This window comes from Bradyrhizobium ingae, assembly GCF_055791185.1.
The window spans coordinates 38263-57120 of record NZ_JBVUBB010000028.1 but is presented as its reverse complement, the minus strand read 5'-3'; the positions used below and the strand labels follow the sequence as shown (position 1 = coordinate 57120).

Below are 18858 nucleotides of genomic sequence, written 5' to 3'. Positions count from 1 at the left end.
TCAGTCGACCGGGACCGATCGCATGCGGGCAGAGGGCGCCGCCAGGCCGAAGCGGTGCTCGACGCCGTCATGCGATTCAAGTTTTATGCACCGCAGCAAACGGCAGCGTCGCCATCAAGCCGCCGGGGCTCTCTTGGCTCCTAGATCAAACCCACCAGCCGCAGCGCCATGCCCGCCGCGCACGAGCCCGCCAGCACCGTCAGCATACCGAGCTTGAAGCGGAAGATCGCGGTCGCGGCCGCGATCGAGAGCACAAGTGCCGCGATGTCGACGCTTGCGAGCACCGGCATATCGAAGGATAGCGGAAATGCGCGCACCGGAACGGTCTCGCGGAACAAGGTATGCAGCGCGAACCATATCGAGAGGTTGAGGATTACCCCGACGACAGCCGCGGTGATCGCGCTGAGCGCGCCGGCGAGGCCCTTGTTGCCGCGCAGGAGCTCGACATAGGGCGCTCCCAGGAAGATCCACAGGAAGCATGGCGTGAAGGTCACCCAGGTCGCGAGCAAACCTCCGAGCGTGCCGGCGAGCATCGGTGACATCCCGCCCGGATCGCGAAAGGCCGCCATGAAGCCCACGAATTGCAGCACCATGATGAGGGGACCCGGCGTCGTCTCGGCCATGCCGAGCCCGTCCAGCATCTCGCGTGCGCTGAGCCAGTGATAATGCTCGACCGCCTGCTGAGCGACATAGGCGAGCACTGCATAGGCGCCGCCGAAGGTGACGAGCGCCATCTTGGAGAAGAACAGCGCGATCTGGCTGAATACGTTGGCCTCTCCGAACGCTGCGAGCAGAGCGATCACCGGCAGGAGCCAGAGTGCCAGCCACAGCGCGCCGACGCCGATCGCGCGCACGGTGTTGGGGCGGACATGATCAGGTATGGCCTCGCCCAGCATGCTGTCGATCACGGCCGTCTTGCCGCCGTGGCCATGGGCGGCGGGCGCGAACTCCGGGCGGCCGCTTCGTGCGCCGACAAAGCCGATCACGCCGGCGGTGATGATGATGATCGGGAAGGGGACGGCGAAGAAGAAGATCGCGACGAAGGCCGCGGCCGCGAGCGCGATCATGATGCGGTTCTTCAGCGCGCGCTTGCCGACGCGCACCACGGCCTCGACGACGATGGCGAGCACGGCGGCCTTCAGGCCAAAGAACAATGCCTCGACGAAGCTGACATTGCCGAAGGCGGCGTAGATGTAGCTCAGGCCCATGATGGCGATGATGCCGGGCAGGATGAAGAGCCCGCCCGCCATCAACCCGCCGGCGGTGCGGTGCATCAGCCAGCCGACATAGGTCGCAAGCTGTTGCGCCTCCGGTCCCGGCAGCAGCATGCAATAGTTCAGCGCATGGAGGAAACGGCCCTCGGAGATCCAGTTCTTCTCCTCGACCAGGATGCGGTGCATCACCGCGATCTGGCCCGCGGGGCCGCCGAAGCTCAGGCAGGCGACGCGGAGCCAGACGCGAAACGCTTCGTTGAAGCTGATGCCGTGGCCGGCATCAGCTCCTGCTTGAACGCTGCGGGTGTCCATCACGCCTTCACTTTGTTCGTCGGCCAATTGTGGGTCTCGGTGGTGGCGTCGCGGCACCAGCGATAGAAGGCATCGTAGAGCACCATGCCGGCCTCGAGCTGCGCGAGGTCGTCGTCATACATCCGCGAGAGCCCGAGCGAGGCTGCGAGCAGGCCCGGAGCCTCCGGCGCGAGATCGGGCCGCGCGGTGTCGGCGCCACGCACCAGGGTCGCGAGCCGCTGCAAGGGCGGGGTCGAAAGTCCGAACTCCTCGACCATGACGTCGAAGGTGCAGAGCGGTCCGCGGTGGCTCCAGAACACATTCTCGATGTCGAAGGGCGCCGCATTGAAGCGCTCGCCGACGCCGACGACTTCCGGCGGCGCGACGTAGAGGAACACCGCGCTGGGATCGACGAAGCGGCGGATCAGCCAGGGGCAGGCGATGCGATCGACCTTCGGTCGTGCGCGCGTCACCCAGACGGTGCGGCCCTTGGCGTCCCGCGTCGGCAGCTTGGTCGTGTTGACAAGCGGCAGTTTTGCCGCTTTCCAGCCCTCAAAGCCGCCTTCCAGCGTCTCGGCCCGGACGCCGAGCTGCCGGAGCCAGGCCGCCGTGCCTTGCGCGAGCTTCTCGCCGCGCAGGCAGGAGACGATGACCGGGCGGCCGGCGAAATCGCCGCCCCATTCCGGAACCTTGTCGTGGCTTAATTTGAGGGAGCCGGGGATCAGCCGCTGGTCGGCGGCATAATCCTCGTCGGTCCGGACGTCGATCAGGGCAGGAGCATTCGCCGTGCCGATCAGCCGCGCCAATTTGTCAGAAGATATCGTCGTGAAAGTAGACATGATGCGTCCTCGTAGAGAGTGAACGGGACGCGATACTTGGGCATGTCGCCTCGTGGGGAGATCGCTCAAATCCCCATGAGCCCCATTACAGCGAAACCGCGAGTGACTGTCAATCGCAGGTTTGGCGGGTAATGAGCCTTGCAATGAGCCTTAGAAAGTTCTGCTGCCAGGGCCTATATTCCTGGCAACGGATTCTTTCTCGGAGATATGTCCCGATGCACTCACATTCCATCGAGCAATGGACGCATGAGCACGCGTTCCTCGGCGACAAGCATGATGAGAACGAGCGGCGCACCTGGTTCGTGGTCGCGCTGACACTCATCATGATGGTCGGCGAGATCGTTGCCGGCTCGCTGTTCGGCTCGATGGCGCTGTTCGCGGACGGCTGGCATATGGGAACGCATGCGGCGGCGCTCGGGATCGCGGCGTTCGCCTATCGCTTCGCGCGCCAGCACCTTGGCAACGCGCATTTCACCTTCGGCACCGGCAAGTTCGGTGATCTCGCCGCGTTTTCCAGCGCAATCATCCTGGGGCTGATCGCAGTTCAGATCGCCTATGAGAGCGTGCTGCGGCTGGTTTCGCCGGTGCCGATCGTCTATGGCGAGGCGATCGGGGTGGCGGTGCTCGGCCTCTGCGTCAATCTCGTCAGCGCCTGGCTGCTGCGTGACAGCCATCAGCAACACCATCACGGACATGATCACGGCCATGCGCATGACGACGATCATGATCATCACCACCATCATCACGACCACAATCTCCGCGCCGCCTACATCCATGTCATGGCGGATGCCGCGACCTCGGTGCTGGCGATCGGCGCGCTGCTCATCGCCAGGTATTCGGGGTGGGTGTGGGCCGATCCGGCCGTCGGCCTCATCGGTAGCGCGGTGATCGCGAGCTGGGCGTTCGGCCTGATCAAGGCCTCGGGCGCCGTGCTGCTCGACGTCAGGGCCGACGAGAAGCTCGAAAGGGTCATTCGCTCCCGCATGGAGGTCGGCGAGGACCGCGTCACCGACCTGCATCTGTGGCAGGTCGGTCCCGGCCACCGCGCCGTGCTCGTCTCGCTCGTCTCCGACAAGCCCAAGCAGCCGGCCGTCTACAAGAAGCGGCTGGCCGGATTGAAAGGGTTGAGTCACATCACTGTCGAAGTCGAGACGTGTCCGCACTAGCTGTGGTCATGACTGCGGCGCAGCTCGCATAGCGGGAATATTATCAATAATTTATCGGAAGTTGTCCGACTTTGTCGCAGACGCGACCGTCTGATCTATTTCGCTATTCGTGATCTGCTTCATAGGATTGCGGCCGCGCGCGCGGTACTGGTACGCGTGCATTTCGATGGCTCGGCATCCGTCGAATTCGCAATTGCCGGAAAAGCAAACGGGAATCGTACTGGCCTTGAGCGGCCGTTGACCTGAGCCCGACCAGCGGAGGCCGGGCTCTCGGAGAGACAACCATGGGCCTCGTGCAGCATGACACAGTTGTCCTCTTGATCGATCTCGTGGAGTCGGTGCGGCTCATGCGGGAGCACGAGGCATCCGCAGTGCGTCGATGGGCCGACTTCGTCCATATCGCCACCGAACAGATCTTGCCGCGTTATCACGGCGTCTTCGTCAAGAGCCTTGGCGATGGCCTGATGGTCCGCTTCGAGACGGTGCCTGACGCCGTGCATGGCGCAGCCGAGATGCATCGGACCATCGCCGCCCTGAATGAGGGGCTTCCCGAGGATCAACACTTCCAACTTCGCGCAGGGATCAACGCGTCGTCCGCCTGGAGCGACGGCATCGACATCTATGGCACTGGCATCAACCTCGCGGCCCGGCTGGCGGCACTTGCGGGTCCCGGTGAAACGATTGCCAGTGCGTCGGCCCACGAGCGATTGGCGGCGGCTCTCGCGGGCCTCGCAAATCCGGGTGAGACCATTGGCAGTGCGGCGGCACGTGATGAGCTCACCCACGGGGTAGATGCGCTATGCGAAGACTTGGGAGAATGTATACTCAAGCACTTTGACAAGCCGGTGCGCGCTTACCGTGTCGGCCCGGCAAGTCCGCACCCGAGCCTCGTGGCTCGGAGAGACTATGGGACTCCCATGGAGCCGACGATCGCCGTTATCCCCTTCGTTGCGCGGAATAACGCGCCGGAGCATATGGACGTCGGGAGTCTGATCGCGGACAGCGTGATCTGGCGGCTCTCGCGGTCGGCGAACCTGCGGGTGATCTCGCGCCTGTCGACGAGCGTGTTCCGCGGGCGCGTGAGTGATGTCGCGGAAGTTTCCGCGCATCTCGGCGCCACCTACATCCTCAGCGGTAGCTACGTGGTCGATGCGGGCCGGATGCTCGTGACGGCAGAACTGGCGGCCGCGCGCACCAACCAGATCGTCTGGACCGACCGCCTGAGCGGCGAGATCGGCGACCTCCTGCAGCCGGAAAGTGACCTCGCTCACCGCATCGCCGCTGCCGTGCATCTGTCGGTCTTCGATGCCGAGGTCGAGCATATCCTGACCCAGCCCCTGCCGACGCTCGAGAGCTATTCGCTGCTGCTTGGCAGCATCCGGCTGATGCACCGATCGAGCAAGGAGGAGTTCTTCCAGACGCGCAAGGTTCTTGATGAGCTGATCAACCGGCACGGCCGTGTTGCCGCCCCGCGTGCCTGGCTCGCCAATTGGTTTATCCTGCGAGTGACGCGCGGCTGGTCCGAGGACCGCAAGCGCGAAGCCGCCGAGGCCTTGAACGCCACTCACGCGGCGCTCGACCGCGACCCGTCCGATGCGCTCGCGCTTGCGACCGAGGGATTCGTGTACTGTCACTTGCTCAACGACCTCGACACCGCCCGCAAGCGGTGCGAGCAGGCCGTCGACGCCAACCCCAGCCACGCGCTGGGTTGGCTCTATCGCGGCACCGTCAACGCGTTCGAAGGCGAGGGCTCCGCTGCGGTGGCGGCGACAGAGCGCGCGATGGAACTCTCTCCGCTCGATCCGCAACGCTACTATTTCGAATCCCTCGGAGCCACGGCGCAACTTTCGGCACATCGGTATTCCGAGGCGGAAAAGCTGGCGCGATCGTCGCTCGTCCTCAATCGCATGCATCCGTCTACCTGGCGCGTTCTCACGATTGCGCTCGTCTCGCAGAACCGGATGGACGAAGCGCGCAGGGCCTTGGGCAAGATGCGCGAGCTCGAGCCGGCATTGACCGTGGAACGCTACATCGCGCGAGCTCCGAACGCGCATCTCGAAACAGGCAGGCGCTGGGCTCGCTGCCTGGAAATGGCAGGTTTGCCGGCGACAGGCTGACTCACTCATCGATTGACCAACTCAATAGGGAGGCAGGCAATGGCTCAACTTGGCGGAGCAGGAGGAGCAGGTGGTGCGGGCGGCGCAGGTGGTGCAGGAGGAGCGGGCGGTGCCGGGGGCGCCGGCGGAGCCGGTGGGGCCGGTGGAGCGGGCGGCGCGGTGCTCGGCACGCTTGGCGATGTCTGGGCCAATCCCATCATGGTGGATGCGCTCATCCACGCTCGCGAAGGGATCACCTATCCCGAGTTCAGTTGGTACGAGCCGGGGATGCCGGCCATTGACGATGCCGCGCAATTGGAGCGTTGGGAGCCGTGGGTTCGCGCTTACATAGCAATCGGCGACATGCTTCAGGGAATCAGCTTTGCGCCAACGGCACCGGGGCCCGGCAGTCCCGGATTCCAGGTTCTGACCAACGGGTCGGTGATCGCAGAAGTTCAACGGCCGGCGGCAGCAACTTTCGAGCAACAGATCCCCCTGGTCCTCAGCTGGGGGGAATTGCGTAACGAACGTGCAACCGAAATCATGGCGCAGATCGATCCCCAATATGCGTTCTGGTCTTCGATCGTATATCTCCACCCCGACCGGACTAGGCGTACTTTCGAACTCATCAACATGGTGCTGCAGTTCTGCGTGTACGTGGAGATGCGCTTCAAACATGCACTCGGGTGCTGGCGTCCGGTCGAATACAACGCGCAGATGCAGCCGATGCTCACGACCCCCGGTCACGGCACGTTTCCGATGGGGCACGCGACTCAGTGCTATGCGGTTGTCTATGTGCTCAAGGCGCTGCTGAACCTCAACGCGGTCGATGCCATGGGAAACCCGAAGTACCCGACGGTGACGGAACAGTTCGATCGTCAGGCCGCACGCATCTCCACCAACCGCGTCATTGCCGGACTCCATTTCCCGGTCGACAGCATGGCGGGTCGAATGTTGGGTACAGCTCTGGGAGAATATTTTGTCGGGTGCTGCACCGGAGCTCAGCTATTGGCGGCGCGGACGTTCATTGCCCCGGGCATCGACCAGCATCCGACAAAGGACTTTAACCCGTTCAGCCTGGAGCAAGATCTCGACTCCAACAATAGCCCATTCTATTCGCGGGCACCGAACCTGACCAACGTCACGCAATCTCCGATCATGACCGAGTTGTGGGGCAAGGCGCAGCTGGAGTGGACGTCGGTGTATAAATTTCCATAGCCGGAGCATCGTCGCGCAACCCAAAGCGGAGAACATCCGATGGCCGAAAGCGACCCCTATCCGAAATGCTTCGGTCCGTACCTCCGGTACGCGATCTCGACGGACTTCAGGAATTTCAAATTCTTCGATCAGCAGTTCAAGCTGTTCTTTCTCGTGGAATTCCACGATCCGCCTGAGCCGGATCGGTTCGTGAGCGAGATGAATCAGCATGAAAAGATCGTCGACCTGGGTCCGTCCGACGATACCCGATATGCAACGATGCTGGCCACCAGATCGGCGGTGACCGGCTACACGCTGCGAATCTGGGACAAATTCGTTTCCAGGGTCGAACTGTCGCTTCCGTTGAAGCCAACGGATGAATTGGACTTTGAACGGAGAAAGATTGACGATCGCTCGAACGGCAACGATCCGGTGGGGAAGTTGCTGATTGGCGTCCTCGACGATGGCTGTCCATTCGCCGCAGCGCAGTTCCTGGAAGACATACCGGGCGGTGGCCTGCGCACGCGGGTTCGCGCCATATGGGATCAGAACACGGGCAGGCTGCCGATCGGCGTCGTTGACAAGAATGGCCAGCAATGCGCGCTTGGCCAGAAATTGAACGATTTCAAATACGGTCTTGAGTTTCGGCGCGTTTCGGCGTTGCCCGGCCCGGCTAACCGCCTCATGGGACTCAACGAGTGGATCGGACTGCATGTGACGCCGCAGGGCGGCATTGATGAGAATGGATGTTATGCGGACGCCGGGTTTCCCGGTCTCGCATATCAGGCATCGCACGGCGCGCATGTGATGGACGTTGTCGCCGGCCGCGTTCCACCCTCGTCGCGCGTTGGTCCCCCCGGCAACCGGCGCGATCCACCGACGTGGGAAGCTGACACTGACCCTGCCAGCGGAACCGACGTTGTATTCGTTCAGTTCTCCGAAAGCTGCATTCGCGATGCAACAGGTGTGTGGCTGAAGTCGTATGTTTACGATGCCATTCTGTACATCCTATCGCATGCCGATTCGAATAATACCGACCACGTCGTGATAAATCTCAGCTACGGGCCGACTACCGGGCCACACAATGGCCTGGCTGAACTGGAAGCGTTGCTGACGACGTTCGTCGGGAAATACGATGGCATCGCGCTGAAGCCCAAGCTCGATATCGTTTTGGCCGCAGGCAATTCCTATTTGACTGAGGGGCACGTCCGCTTCCACAGACATCGCGGCCAACCGGATTCGATCGAGTGGACCTGGCGCCTTCCTCCTGACAACACCACTCTTTGCTTTGCCGAACTATGGATCAAGAGGGTCCATGCCGGCGTGGTCGATGTTACTCTAATATCGCCCAGCGGGATCCAGTACATACCGACCCCGCCAGTCATTCCGCCTCCCAATCCTCCACCCCCCGCCGGAGTGGACCTTCCAATCGCATGGACGATCGACGATGTGATGTGGCAGCTTCACGTCGAACCTACCGTTGCTACGGCCGGGGTCGTGGCCGAACATGGCGATTGGACGATCCGTCTTGCAAATGTCCCGGAACACGTGACGGTTCACGCCTATGTGGCGCGCACGGATCCGAACATGAATGCGCACACTGGCGCCAAGCGCTCGTATTTTGTCGATGCCGAATGGGAGAAGGATCGCGGGGCAGAGGCCGGCTGCAAGTATGTCGATGGGAAATTCAACAAACACGGATCGCTGATTCATCGCCATGGCACGCTCAACGGCATAGCCACCGCCAAGGACGACGGTGTCCACGTCGCCGGTGGTTATATCCTCTCCAACGAGCGCAAGTCGGCTTATTCATCTGCGGGGCCTGCTCGCCCAGGCCCACTGACGCGCCGTATTGGTCCGGATTATCTTCTGCCTTGTGACGATTCTTGCGCGTTGAGCGGGGTACTTGCCCAGGGCAATCGGAGCGGCGCCGTATTTCGTCTGGTCGGCACCAGCGCGGCCGCGCCGCAACTCGCACGAGACTTCGTCAATGCGGCGGCCGGGTGGCCGTTCCCGGCCCCGCACGTTCAGGTGAATCCTCCGGACGAAGAACGCGGCAACGGCAATCTCGATCCGCCAGGAATGTAGCGGAGTTCATCAGCATCCCGCTCTCGCCGTGATGGTCAGGGCCATCGCGGCGACCTCGGCAGGTTTCACGTCAATCCGGTATCCCGGCTGAAACTGCCGCCAATGTCGGGACTTTTCGGCACCGCTTGGGGTTTGATTCCGGACTGGCGGCCGTTGGCAGCCTGCTGCATGGAAGGAACACCAATGACACACCCGATCAAACTTGCCCTCGCAGCCGCCGTGTTCGTCCTGTCGGCCCATGCAGCCTCCGCGCAATCGGAAAAGCCGGGCGTCGAGCGCCTCTACATCCTCAATTGCGGGGAGGGGGCCACCAGCGACGTGTCTCGCTGGACGCCGGGCATGAACGAGGGCAAGCCGATGGAGTTCGTCGACACCTGCTATCTGATCAAGCATAGCCAGGGTTGGTTCCTGTGGGACACGGGTGTGCCGGATGCGGTTGCATCGATGCCCAATGGGCTCATTCCCTCCGATCCGAAAGCGACGGTCTGGCGCAGGCCGAAGACGCTTCTCGCGCAACTCGATCAGCTCGGCCTCAAGCCCAGCGACATCAAATGGATGGCCGTGTCGCACACCCATCCCGACCACATCGGCAATGTGGAGATGTTTCCGCAGGCCGTCCTTTATGTCCAGAAGGCTGAATATGAATGGCCCGGCCCCAACAATGAGCCGCGCTTCAAGCCGTCGCATCCCGTCGTGCTGCTCGACGGCGACAAGGACTTGTTCGGCGATGGCGGCCTGACCATTCTTGCAACGCCCGGCCACACGCCTGGCCACCAGTCGCTGCTGGTGAAACTGCCGAAAACCGGCGCGGTGGTGCTGTCGGGCGATGCCGTGCACTTCAAAAGCAACTGGGACAACCGCGTGGTGCCCAGCATGAACGCCAGCAAGGACCAAACGCTTGCCTCGATGCAGAAGATCGCCGACGTGCTCGCGAAGGAGAAGGCGCAGCTCTGGATCAACCACGACAAGGCGCAGCGCGACGGGCAGAAGATGGAGCCGGAGTTCTACGACTGACCTCGCCCGGGGAGCGGCTCCCTCGAATGACTGCCACGGCTGCTGCCACCATGCTGTCAGCAGGGGAGTGCTAGGAACGCGCCCAACTGGCTTCGTGACGGGAGGCCGTCTTGGGAGAATGGGCGGGTGTTGCGATCGCGCTTCTATCGAGCGGCATCGGCGGCACCGCGGCGGCGATCACGCGCTATCTGGTGAGTGGCGCCGATCCGATCCTGCTTGCGATTTTGCGCTGGGGAATTGGGTTCGCCTGCCTGCTGCCGATGGCACTGCTGTTGCGCGTGCGGTGGCCGTCGCGGCGTGACCTGCCGGGGGTGCTGCTGCTTGGCCTCGGTTTCTTCGGCCTGTTCTTCATCCTCTACAATATTGCGATCTCATACACGACTGCGGCGCGGGCCAGCCTTGCGCTTGCGACGCTGCCGCTTCACACAATGGTGGTCGGCGCGCTCATCGGCGTCGAGCGCCTGACGGCGCGCAAGGCGCTTGGCGTCGGCGTTGCCGTGCTTGGCGTCGTGGCCGCGCTCGCGACGGGTCTCGCGCAAAGCCCGCCCGGAGCCTGGCGCGGCGAGTTGATCATGACCGCGGCCGTGTTCTGCATGGCCTTCTACAACGTGTTGTCACGCCCGCTGATGCAGCGCTCGAGCGCGCTCGGCTTCCTGACGGTCGGTATGGGAGCCGGTGCGATTGCGCTGGTGCTGGTCGGCCTTGTGCGCGGCAGCTTCATGGCGCTCGATCACTTTACGACCGCGCAATGGATCGCCGGCGTCTATCTCGGCATCGGCGGCGGAGCGCTCGCCTTTATCCTCTGGGTCAGGGCGCTCGCGCTCGCCACGCCGACCCGTGTCGCCAACACGATGACGGTCAATCCGATCGCCGCGGCCGCGCTCGCGGCGATCCTGATCGGCGAGCCAGTCACTCCCAACCTCTTGATTGGCCTCGTGGCGGTGTTCGCCGGCATCTGGATCGCGACCAGTGAGGTGAAGCCGGCCTGATCAGTTCTTGATCAGTTCTTGGGCGCCGCCACGGGCGGCGGTCCGCCCGCGGGCGCGTTCTTCGGCTTCAGGCTGCCCGCATAGAACGACAGCAGGAACACCAGCACCACTGCGGCGAGATAAACGCCATAGGCCTGCGGCGGTGTGGTCGCCCATCGTACGAGACGCTTGAATGTTCCTGATGGCTGGGTGTCGTCGGTCATGGCTTGTTTTTGCGCGAAAGCTGTCGCGAAGGGAAGGGGCCTCAAGCCGTCTTTCGCTCGGGATGAATCAGGAACAGTGCCGCGAGCGCGGTGAGGCTCAGCGCCGAGGACACGATCAGGACCTTGCTGCCCATGACGTCGATCAAGAGGCCGAAGGCGAGCGGGGCAATTGCCTGTGCCATCCGCGCCGGCGCGCCGATGATGCCGAGCCGGTAGCCGTAGTTCTTTGGCCCGAAGATCGCGAGCGGCAGTGTTCCGCGCGCGATGGTCAGAATGCCGTTGCCCGAGCCGTGCAGAAGCGCAAAGGCGCTTGCCCCGGCCGCGCCGAAAATCGCGATCACGAGCGCCCCGATCGGGTGGGTGATGCAGGCAAGCCGCGTCGACCAGAGCGGATGAAAGCGGCTCAGGAAACTTGCCTCGAGAAGGCGTGCGCCGACCTGGGCCGGCCCGATCAGGGCGCCCGCGGCAATGGCCTCGACGGGCGTCGCGCCGGTGGCTTCGAGGATGCGCGGGAAGTGCACCGCCATCGCGCCGGTGACCGTCCAGGCCGCGGCAAAAACGAAAGCCAGAAGGATCATGGTGCGGTCGAGCGGGATATGCGGCTTGACGGCCGTGGTCGCTGCCTCATTGGCACCCTTGACCCTCGGCACCATCAACAGGTTGAGCGGCAGTCCGATCAGGATGTGGGCGGCTGCCCAGGCAAAGCAGGTGTCGCGCCATCCGATATGCGAAAGTCCGAAAGCCGTCAGCGGCCAGCCGACGGTCGAGGCAAATCCCGCCATCAGCGTGATGCCGGTGATCGAGCCGCGCGCCTCGGTGCCGTAGATGCGCCCGAGCGCGGCGAAGGCCGCGTCATAGAGTCCGAGCGCCATGCCGATGCCGAGCACGAGCCAGGCGATCGCCATCACCGGGACGGAATAGGAGAAGCCGAGCAGCACGAGGCCGCCGGCAATCGTCAGGTTCGAGGCCGACAGCACCTGCCGTCCGCCGACGAGATCGATCTGCCGCCCGATGCGCGGGCCGAGCATGGCCGAGATCACCAGCGAGGCGGAGAAGGCGCCAAAAACCCAGTTGGAGGAGACGCCGAGATCGCGCCCGATCGGATCGGCGAGGATGGCGGGCAGGTAATAGCTCGAAGCCCAGGCCAGCGTCTGCGTGGTGCCGAGCGCCAGAATGATCGGAAGCTGTCGCTGGCTCATGTGCTTGCGTTGATCTTGGCGATTCTGATCGTCGCCGGCATCGGAAACATCAATTGGCTTTTGCCTCCGCGGCGCGGGCGGCGTCAACATCGCCGACGGCATATTCGATCTGCGGCACGCGGGATGCTGAGCGCGGTCAGGTTCGCCTTTCGCTCGTCACGAATGCACGCCATAATGGCTTATGGAATTGACCCCCCGCCTCGCGCTGATCAACTGGCTGACCGTCCAGGGGCTCACCGGACTGCCCGAGATCGAGATCATCCGCGGCTTCTGCGAACGCTGCCGCGCCGAGGGGATCGAGCTGTCGCGCGGGCTCGTCGTCATCGACACGCTGCACCCGATCTATGAGGGGCGTGCCTTCCGCTGGAGCGATGTGCCGACCAACGAGAGCGACGTCGTCGAGTATGGATCGACGGCGCAGGGCGATCCGGCCAAGAACTGGCGCCGCTCGGTGTTCTACCATCTGCTCGAGCACGGCGAAGACGAGATGCAGATCGATCTCGCGGACGTCGCATCGCTCGACTTTGCGCAGATTGGCGAGCTCGCGGAAAAGGGCCACCGGCATTTCCTCGCCTTCGTGCATCGCTTCGGCGAGACCGGCGCGCTCGGCCAGATGGACTGCCTCTATTCCTACTGGACGACGCGGCGACCCGAGGGTTTTGCCGAGAGCGAGCTGGAGGCGCTGCGCGATCTCGTACCGGTGCTTGGGCTGACGATCAAATCCGCCCAGCAGGTCGATATCGTGCGCACGCTCGGGCGCGTCTATCTCGGCCGTGACGCCTCCGAGCAGGTGCTGCGCGGGCGCATCTCCCGCGGTGTGACCGAGCGCATCAACGCCGTGCTCTGGTATTCGGACCTGCGCGGCTCGACCGGGATCAGCGAGAGCATCGGGCCGGACGAGATCATTCCGTTTCTCAACGATTATGCGCAGGCCGTGATCGATGCGATACACGACGCGGGCGGCGACGTGCTGAAGCTGATCGGCGACGGTGTGCTCGCGATGTTCACCGGCGAGGACATGGCGGCGTCGCGTCGCGCGGCGCTGCGCGCCGAGCACCTTTTTCGCAAGAACATCGTGACGCTGAATGCGAAGCGGGCCGCCGACGGCCGCCCGACCACCTCGGCCTATATAGGCTTGCATGTCGGCGAGGTCTTCTACGGCAATATCGGCAGCGAGGACCGGCTCGATTTCACGGTGGTCGGGCCCACGGTCAACGAGGTCAGCCGCATCGCCTCGATGAGCCGCTCGGTCGATCGCGAACTGCTCGCGTCGGCGGAATTCTACGCGGGGCTGGATACGGCGGGCCGCCGCTATCTCGTCTCCACCGGCCGCTACGCACTGCGTGGCATCGGTCGTGCGCAGGATCTCTATACGCTCGACCCGGATGTCGACACGAACGAGCCGGTGACGGGAAGCTACGAGCGATATCTGGCGGGTTAGGGACCGTCCGCGGGGAATGTGGCATTCGGTGTTTTCGTCCGATCCATGGCGGGCCATTGTTCGGAAAGAGACGGCATTGAAGTCTCCTTGCCGGTCATGCGCTCAATGGCGATTGCATAGACGGCAATGAGATCGAGCCGCGGAAAGAATCCCTTGGGTCGCGTTGTTTCCGGCTTGCCGTACTTGACCATCAATGCCTCGCAGAATCGCTGCTTGACGTCCCTGTCGTCCACCACCCTGATACGGCCGAACAGGCATATGCTTCGATAGGCGAGGCCGGAATCGCATTCAAACCGGCCATAGTCGAAGACACCGGCGTGCTCGTCGATCTCGAAGCAGACGCGCTGGTCCCGCTCGATGTTTGAGCCCAGATGTCCTCTGGCACCTGTCGTGTGCAAATACACCTCTCCGTCGATCCAGAGGTAGAGCAGCGGGATGCAATAAGGGAAACCGTCCTCGCTGACTGTCACGAGATGGCCACTATAACCTCGTGCCAGCATTTCCAGCATCCGCTCGTGCGACATGGCGCGGTCCGCGCGACGGATCTGCGGTGAGCTCATGGTCGGGACGCTCCGTGCGGTTGTTCGAATGAGCGGGAATTTCCTCGTTATCCGAAATTGGATAGTATATTGGTGGTCTCATAGAAAGATCCACTTTGTGTCGATGAGGCACACCACTTGGCTGCCAGCACAGAATGGGGGAGCGCGCTTGAAGAGCCGGCAAAGCTGGGCAGAGCTTTATGCGTTCGAGGTGGATCGTGCGGCAGATGCGCCCGTGTTCCGTCAAATTTATCTGCGGCTGCGATCGGCGATCCTGTCGGGAACGCTCCGTCCCCCGACCAAGCTGCCGTCGACTCGCGAACTCGCAACACAGCTCGGTGTTTCGCGTTCCGCAGTCGTCTCGGCTTTCGAGCAGCTTCTTGCCGAGGGCTACGCCGTCGGCAAGAGGGGCGCCGGGACCTACGTTGCCTTCGATCTTCCCGAACGTTTCACGGCCGCTCAGGGCCGCAAGGTGCGGCCTGCATCAGCCGTTGCCACCTTCGCAGAACTCGGCGATTTCGTCGATGTGACGGCGCGAGACGATGGACGTCCCTTCAATTTGGGGCGGACCCTGTTGGACGCGCGCAGCGCTGAATTGTGGCGCAAGCTCACCGCGCGCACGCTGCGGTCGTTTGAACGACATCATCTCGGCTATGGCGATCCACGCGGCTTGCCCGAGCTGCGTAAGTTGCTCTGCGATTATCTTCTGGCCGCACGCGGGGTGCGTTGCGAGCCCGATCAGATCGTGCTCACTGCCGGCACGCAACAGGCCGTCGACATCGTGGCCCGCATCATGCCGGGGCCCGATAAGGAAGCCTGGATCGAAGATCCCGGCTACACCTTGACCCGTCTTGCGCTCGTCGCGGCAGATGCGAAGGTTTGGCCCATTCCGGTGGACCAGAAAGGCATGAATGTCGCCGAGGGCATTCGTCGCGCTCCCAAAGCGCGTGCGGTGTTCATAACGGCCTCGCATCAGTTTCCCAAGGGCGTGCCGCTGTCGATGGCACGCCGCCTCGAGCTCCTTGCCTGGGCTCGAGAGTCGGGTGCCTGGATCATCGAGGACGACTACGCCAGCGAATTTCGCTACGGCGGCCGGCCGCTCGCCTCGCTCCAGGGGCTTGATGAGGCCGGGCGCGTCATCTACGTCGGAACTCTCAATAAGGCGCTCTTCCCGGGACTTCGGCCCGGCTACGCGGTGGTGCCGCATTCACTCGTGAGGAACTTCGTCACCGCACGCTATCTGATGGACCGTCAGCCGCCGAGTCTCTGCCAAGCGGTCGTTGCCGCCTTCATGGAGGAAGGGCATTTTGCGGCTCACATCCGCAGGATGCGGGAGGTGTACCGCCTTCAACGGGATATGCTCGTCACAGCGCTCAAGCGCCGGCTAGGCGATCGCCTCAGCGTCGAACCGCCGGACCAGGGGATGCATCTGGTCGCCTACACGCGACCGGGATTGTCGGATGTGACGATCGAACGGCGGGCGCGCGAGCAGGGCGTCGTCGTTCGCGCGATGAGCCGGCTGTATCTTGAGGCACCGGCGCAATCGGCGCTGATGCTGGGCTTCAGCGGCTTTCCGCGCCAGACCATTGCGCCGGCGATTGTGCGTTTAGCCCAGGCCTTCGATCGCTAAAGCGCGATGAGATCAGGATGAATCGTCATCGCGCTTTAGCTTGTTGTTTGAGTATGATCTTTTCGGAAAACCGCTGCACACTTTTCCGGATCATGCTCTAAGCGAGTGGGCGACACCGGCCCGGGCTCGTCAGCAGGCGCGCGGAACGGCACCGTCGTCCACCATCTCCGGCTGCCGGTCCAGCGCCACCGCCGGCGAGAGCCAGATCACCAGCGCCTGCACGGCGAAGATCGCGGCAGCGAGATAGAGACATGCCTCCGCGCTGTAGAAGCCGCCGACGATCGCGCCCAGCGCCGAGCCGAGCGGGCGTGCGCCGTAGCTCATGATGTTGATGGCGGAGACGCGGCCAAGCAGTCGCGGCGGCGTCACCGATTGGCGGAGCGTCGTCGTTGAGATGACCCATAGGATCGGGCCGACGCCCAGCAGGAAGAAGCTCAGGCCTGCGAGCCATGCCGCCGGCATCAGCACCGTCAGCGCCATCACGAGCGCCGCAACGAACCCTGTCACCGGTCCAAGTCCGACCACCGTGCCGAAGGCAAGGCGCCGCATTACCCGTGTCGCGACCAGCGCGCCGATCACCATGCCGACGCCATACATCGCGAGCACCACGCCAACGCCGCTCGCGGACAGGCCGAGATGGCGCACCGCATAGGGCACGAACACCGCAAGCTGAAGGAACCAGCCGGTGTTGAAGATGAACTGGGTGACGAACACCGGGCGCAGCAGCGGGTGATGGAAGACGAAGGCGGCGCCCTCACGGATCTCCTGGAGCGGGTGCCGTCGCGGCACCGGTGCGCGTACGGGCTCGTAGAGGCCGGCGAGCAGCACCACCGCGATTGCCGAGAGTGTCGCGGCAAAGGCAAAGGCGGGGCTGGCGCCGAGCCAGCCGACCAACGCGCCGCCGAGAGCGGGACCGCTCGCAAACGCGATCGTGCGCGCTAGCTCAATTCGCGCATTCGCCGCAGGCAGCAGTTCCGGTCCGACGAGCGAGGGCACCAGCGCCGGCGCGGCCACGCTGTAGACGACTGTGCCGCAGACCGCGGTAAAGCCGAGCGCTGCGAGCAGCGGCAGGTTGAGCGCGCCGAGCGCGATCAGGAGCACGATGGCCGCGAGCGCTGTAGCCCGCAGCGCCTCGGCACCAGCCATCAGCGCGCGCCGCGAGATGCGGTCAGCAAGCAGGCCGGCCGGAATCGCGAACAGCACGAATGGCAAGGTGAGGGCGGTCTGGAGCAGGCCGGTTTCGCCTTCGGCGACGCCGAGCGTCAACACCGCGACGATTGGGGCGGCGGCCAGCGCAATCTGTTCGGCCGATTGCGCTGCGAGATTTGACCAGGCGAGGCGGTTAAACGTGTCCGGGAGGCGAGAGGGCGTTGACATCGGTCATTCCATGAAAGTCGATCTGGAGGCCAGTATTCGTCCCCGGGAGCCGCCAAACCCACCCGCTTCCCGACAAGACCGGTGAGTTCCCGGGAACCAACGCCGCTAGATGCAGTTGCAAATGAGTTGCAATAAGAGCCGAGTTCGGTATTCTTCCTGTCCATGGATGCCCGATCCCCCGATCTGACCCCCGATGCGGCCGGCTGGCGCGCTGACGCGCCCATTGCCAAAAGCCTCCCCGAGGTGAATGGCACGGTCGCGATCCCGGCCGCCGCGGCGTGGTGGCGCCGGCTGCTCGCCTTCGTTGGCCCCGGCTATCTCGTTTCGGTCGGTTACATGGATCCCGGCAACTGGGCGACCGACCTCGCCGGCGGATCGAAGTTTGGCTACACGCTGCTCTCGGTCATCCTGCTTTCGAACCTGATGGCGATCCTGCTCCAGTCGCTTGCGGCAAGGCTCGGCATCGTCACCGACCGCGACCTTGCGCAGGCCTGCCGCGCGACCTACTCGCCGGTGGTGAACTGGATGCTGTGGCTCGCCTGCGAGGCGGCCATCATCGCCTGCGATCTCGCCGAGGTCATCGGCACTGCAATCGCGCTGAAGCTGCTGTTCGGCATCCCGCTGATCGGCGGCGCACTGATCGCAGCCCTCGATGCCTTCCTGCTGCTGCTTCTGATGAACCGCGGCTTTCGTTTCCTGGAAGCCTTCGTCATCGCGTTGCTTGTCGTGATCGCGGTCTGCTTCGCGATCCAGATCGCTGCGGCGGCGCCGCCGGTGGCGGAGGTGATCCGCGGTTTTGCGCCGCGGACGGAGATCGTCACCAATCCCGAGATGCTCTACATTGCGATCGGCATCATCGGCGCCACCGTGATGCCGCACAATCTCTATCTGCACTCCTCGATCGTGCAGACCCGCGCCTATGAGCGGACCGACGAAGGCCGGCGCGAGGCGATCACATGGGCGACGACCGACTCCACAGTGGCGCTGATGCTGGCGCTCTTCATCAACGCCGCGATCCTTGTGGTCGCGGCCGCGACCTTCCACAAGAGCGGTCATTCAGACGTCGCCGAGATCAGCCAGGCCTTCGAGCTGCTGTCGCCGTTGCTCGGGCTTGGTATCGCCTCGACGTTGTTCGCCGTGGCGTTGCTCGCCTCCGGCCTCAACTCCACGGTGACCGCGACGCTCGCCGGCCAGATCGTGATGGAAGGCTTTCTCGACTTGCGCCTGCCGAGCTGGGCGCGCCGGCTGCTCACGCGCGGCATCGCGATCATTCCGGTGATCGTTGTCACCGCACTCTATGGCGAGCAGGGCACCGGGCAGCTCCTGGTGTTCAGCCAGGTCGTGCTGTCCATGCAGCTTCCCTTCGCGGTCATTCCGCTGGTTCGTTTCGTCTCCGACCGACGCAAGATGGGCAGGTTCGCGATTTCGCCGGCGGTCGCCGCAATCGCCTGGATCGTCGCCGGCGTCATGGTCGTACTCAACCTAAAGTTGCTGTTCGATGCGCTATTCGGGTGACGGCGGAGGGGCATCGTTTGCTTGCGCCGAAGCCCGGGGATACCGTTGGTCCCGGTCGAA

Annotated in this window: 15 protein-coding genes; 9 read left to right on the top strand and 6 right to left on the bottom strand. The window is 63.8% G+C overall.

What is annotated here, in order from left to right:
• Window positions 1–140: 140 nt before the first annotated feature.
• Window positions 141–1526, bottom strand: a complete 1386-nt coding sequence (chrA, locus tag ACV1FX_RS30265) for a chromate efflux transporter (RefSeq protein WP_473121255.1) — start codon at window positions 1524–1526, stop codon at window positions 141–143.
• Entirely contained in the window at window positions 1526–2344 is an 819-nt protein-coding gene (locus ACV1FX_RS30260; protein WP_473121212.1) for a chromate resistance protein ChrB domain-containing protein, read from the bottom strand. The genes chrA and ACV1FX_RS30260 overlap by 1 nt, the downstream gene beginning before the upstream one ends.
• Before the next feature lie 215 nt (window positions 2345–2559).
• Between ACV1FX_RS30260 and dmeF the strand changes: the two genes are divergently transcribed.
• The 6 genes from dmeF to ACV1FX_RS30230 all read left to right on the top strand — a co-directional run bounded on the left by dmeF (window position 2560) and on the right by ACV1FX_RS30230 (window position 10894).
• Window positions 2560–3510 (top strand): CDF family Co(II)/Ni(II) efflux transporter DmeF, encoded by a 951-nt coding sequence (dmeF, locus tag ACV1FX_RS30255; RefSeq protein WP_473121211.1) that lies wholly within the window; start codon window positions 2560–2562, stop codon window positions 3508–3510.
• A 284-nt stretch (window positions 3511–3794) separates the two neighbouring features.
• A complete protein-coding gene (locus ACV1FX_RS30250; RefSeq protein ID WP_473121210.1) occupies window positions 3795–5627 on the top strand; it encodes an adenylate/guanylate cyclase domain-containing protein in 1833 nt (610 codons plus the stop codon).
• A 39-nt stretch (window positions 5628–5666) separates the two neighbouring features.
• Complete coding sequence (locus ACV1FX_RS30245) at window positions 5667–6824, top strand: phosphatase PAP2 family protein (RefSeq protein ID WP_473121209.1); 1158 nt, start codon at window positions 5667–5669, stop codon at window positions 6822–6824.
• Window positions 6825–6863: 39 nt separating this feature from the next.
• Window positions 6864–8891 (top strand): S8/S53 family peptidase, encoded by a 2028-nt coding sequence (locus ACV1FX_RS30240; protein ID WP_473121208.1) that lies wholly within the window; start codon window positions 6864–6866, stop codon window positions 8889–8891.
• Window positions 8892–9074: 183 nt separating this feature from the next.
• Window positions 9075–9905, top strand: a complete 831-nt coding sequence (locus tag ACV1FX_RS30235) for an N-acyl homoserine lactonase family protein (protein WP_473121207.1) — start codon at window positions 9075–9077, stop codon at window positions 9903–9905.
• Between the two features lie 110 nt (window positions 9906–10015).
• The gene (locus ACV1FX_RS30230; protein WP_473121206.1) at window positions 10016–10894 is read left to right on the top strand and encodes a DMT family transporter; all 879 of its coding nucleotides are present in this window, start codon (window positions 10016–10018) and stop codon (window positions 10892–10894) included.
• Window positions 10895–10905: 11 nt separating this feature from the next.
• On the opposite strand, the gene ACV1FX_RS30225 is transcribed toward ACV1FX_RS30230, so the two are convergent.
• Both ACV1FX_RS30225 and ACV1FX_RS30220 read right to left on the bottom strand, forming a co-directional pair.
• The gene (locus ACV1FX_RS30225) at window positions 10906–11097 is read right to left on the bottom strand and encodes a hypothetical protein (RefSeq protein ID WP_473121205.1); all 192 of its coding nucleotides are present in this window, start codon (window positions 11095–11097) and stop codon (window positions 10906–10908) included.
• A 41-nt stretch (window positions 11098–11138) separates the two neighbouring features.
• Window positions 11139–12296: an MFS transporter gene (locus tag ACV1FX_RS30220; RefSeq protein ID WP_473121204.1), complete on the bottom strand. Its 1158-nt coding sequence runs from the start codon at window positions 12294–12296 to the stop codon at window positions 11139–11141.
• Window positions 12297–12477: 181 nt separating this feature from the next.
• On the opposite strand from ACV1FX_RS30220, the gene ACV1FX_RS30215 reads away from it, so the two are divergent.
• Complete coding sequence (locus ACV1FX_RS30215) at window positions 12478–13737, top strand: adenylate/guanylate cyclase domain-containing protein (RefSeq protein WP_473121203.1); 1260 nt, start codon at window positions 12478–12480, stop codon at window positions 13735–13737.
• Here ACV1FX_RS30215 and ACV1FX_RS30210 read toward each other — a convergent pair.
• Window positions 13734–14261: a pyridoxamine 5'-phosphate oxidase family protein gene (locus tag ACV1FX_RS30210; RefSeq protein WP_473121202.1), complete on the bottom strand. Its 528-nt coding sequence runs from the start codon at window positions 14259–14261 to the stop codon at window positions 13734–13736. The genes ACV1FX_RS30215 and ACV1FX_RS30210 overlap by 4 nt on opposite strands.
• A 184-nt stretch (window positions 14262–14445) precedes the next feature.
• Here ACV1FX_RS30210 and pdxR point away from each other — a divergent pair, with 184 nt between their 5' ends.
• Window positions 14446–15906, top strand: a complete 1461-nt coding sequence (pdxR, locus tag ACV1FX_RS30205) for a MocR-like pyridoxine biosynthesis transcription factor PdxR (RefSeq protein ID WP_473121201.1) — start codon at window positions 14446–14448, stop codon at window positions 15904–15906.
• 129 nt (window positions 15907–16035) lie between these two features.
• Here the strand turns inward: pdxR and ACV1FX_RS30200 are convergent, their stop codons facing one another.
• Complete coding sequence (locus ACV1FX_RS30200; protein WP_473121200.1) at window positions 16036–17283, bottom strand: MFS transporter; 1248 nt, start codon at window positions 17281–17283, stop codon at window positions 16036–16038.
• 162 nt (window positions 17284–17445) lie between these two features.
• On the opposite strand from ACV1FX_RS30200, the gene ACV1FX_RS30195 reads away from it, so the two are divergent.
• Window positions 17446–18798 (top strand): Nramp family divalent metal transporter, encoded by a 1353-nt coding sequence (locus ACV1FX_RS30195; RefSeq protein ID WP_473121199.1) that lies wholly within the window; start codon window positions 17446–17448, stop codon window positions 18796–18798.
• Window positions 18799–18858 lie beyond the last annotated feature (60 nt).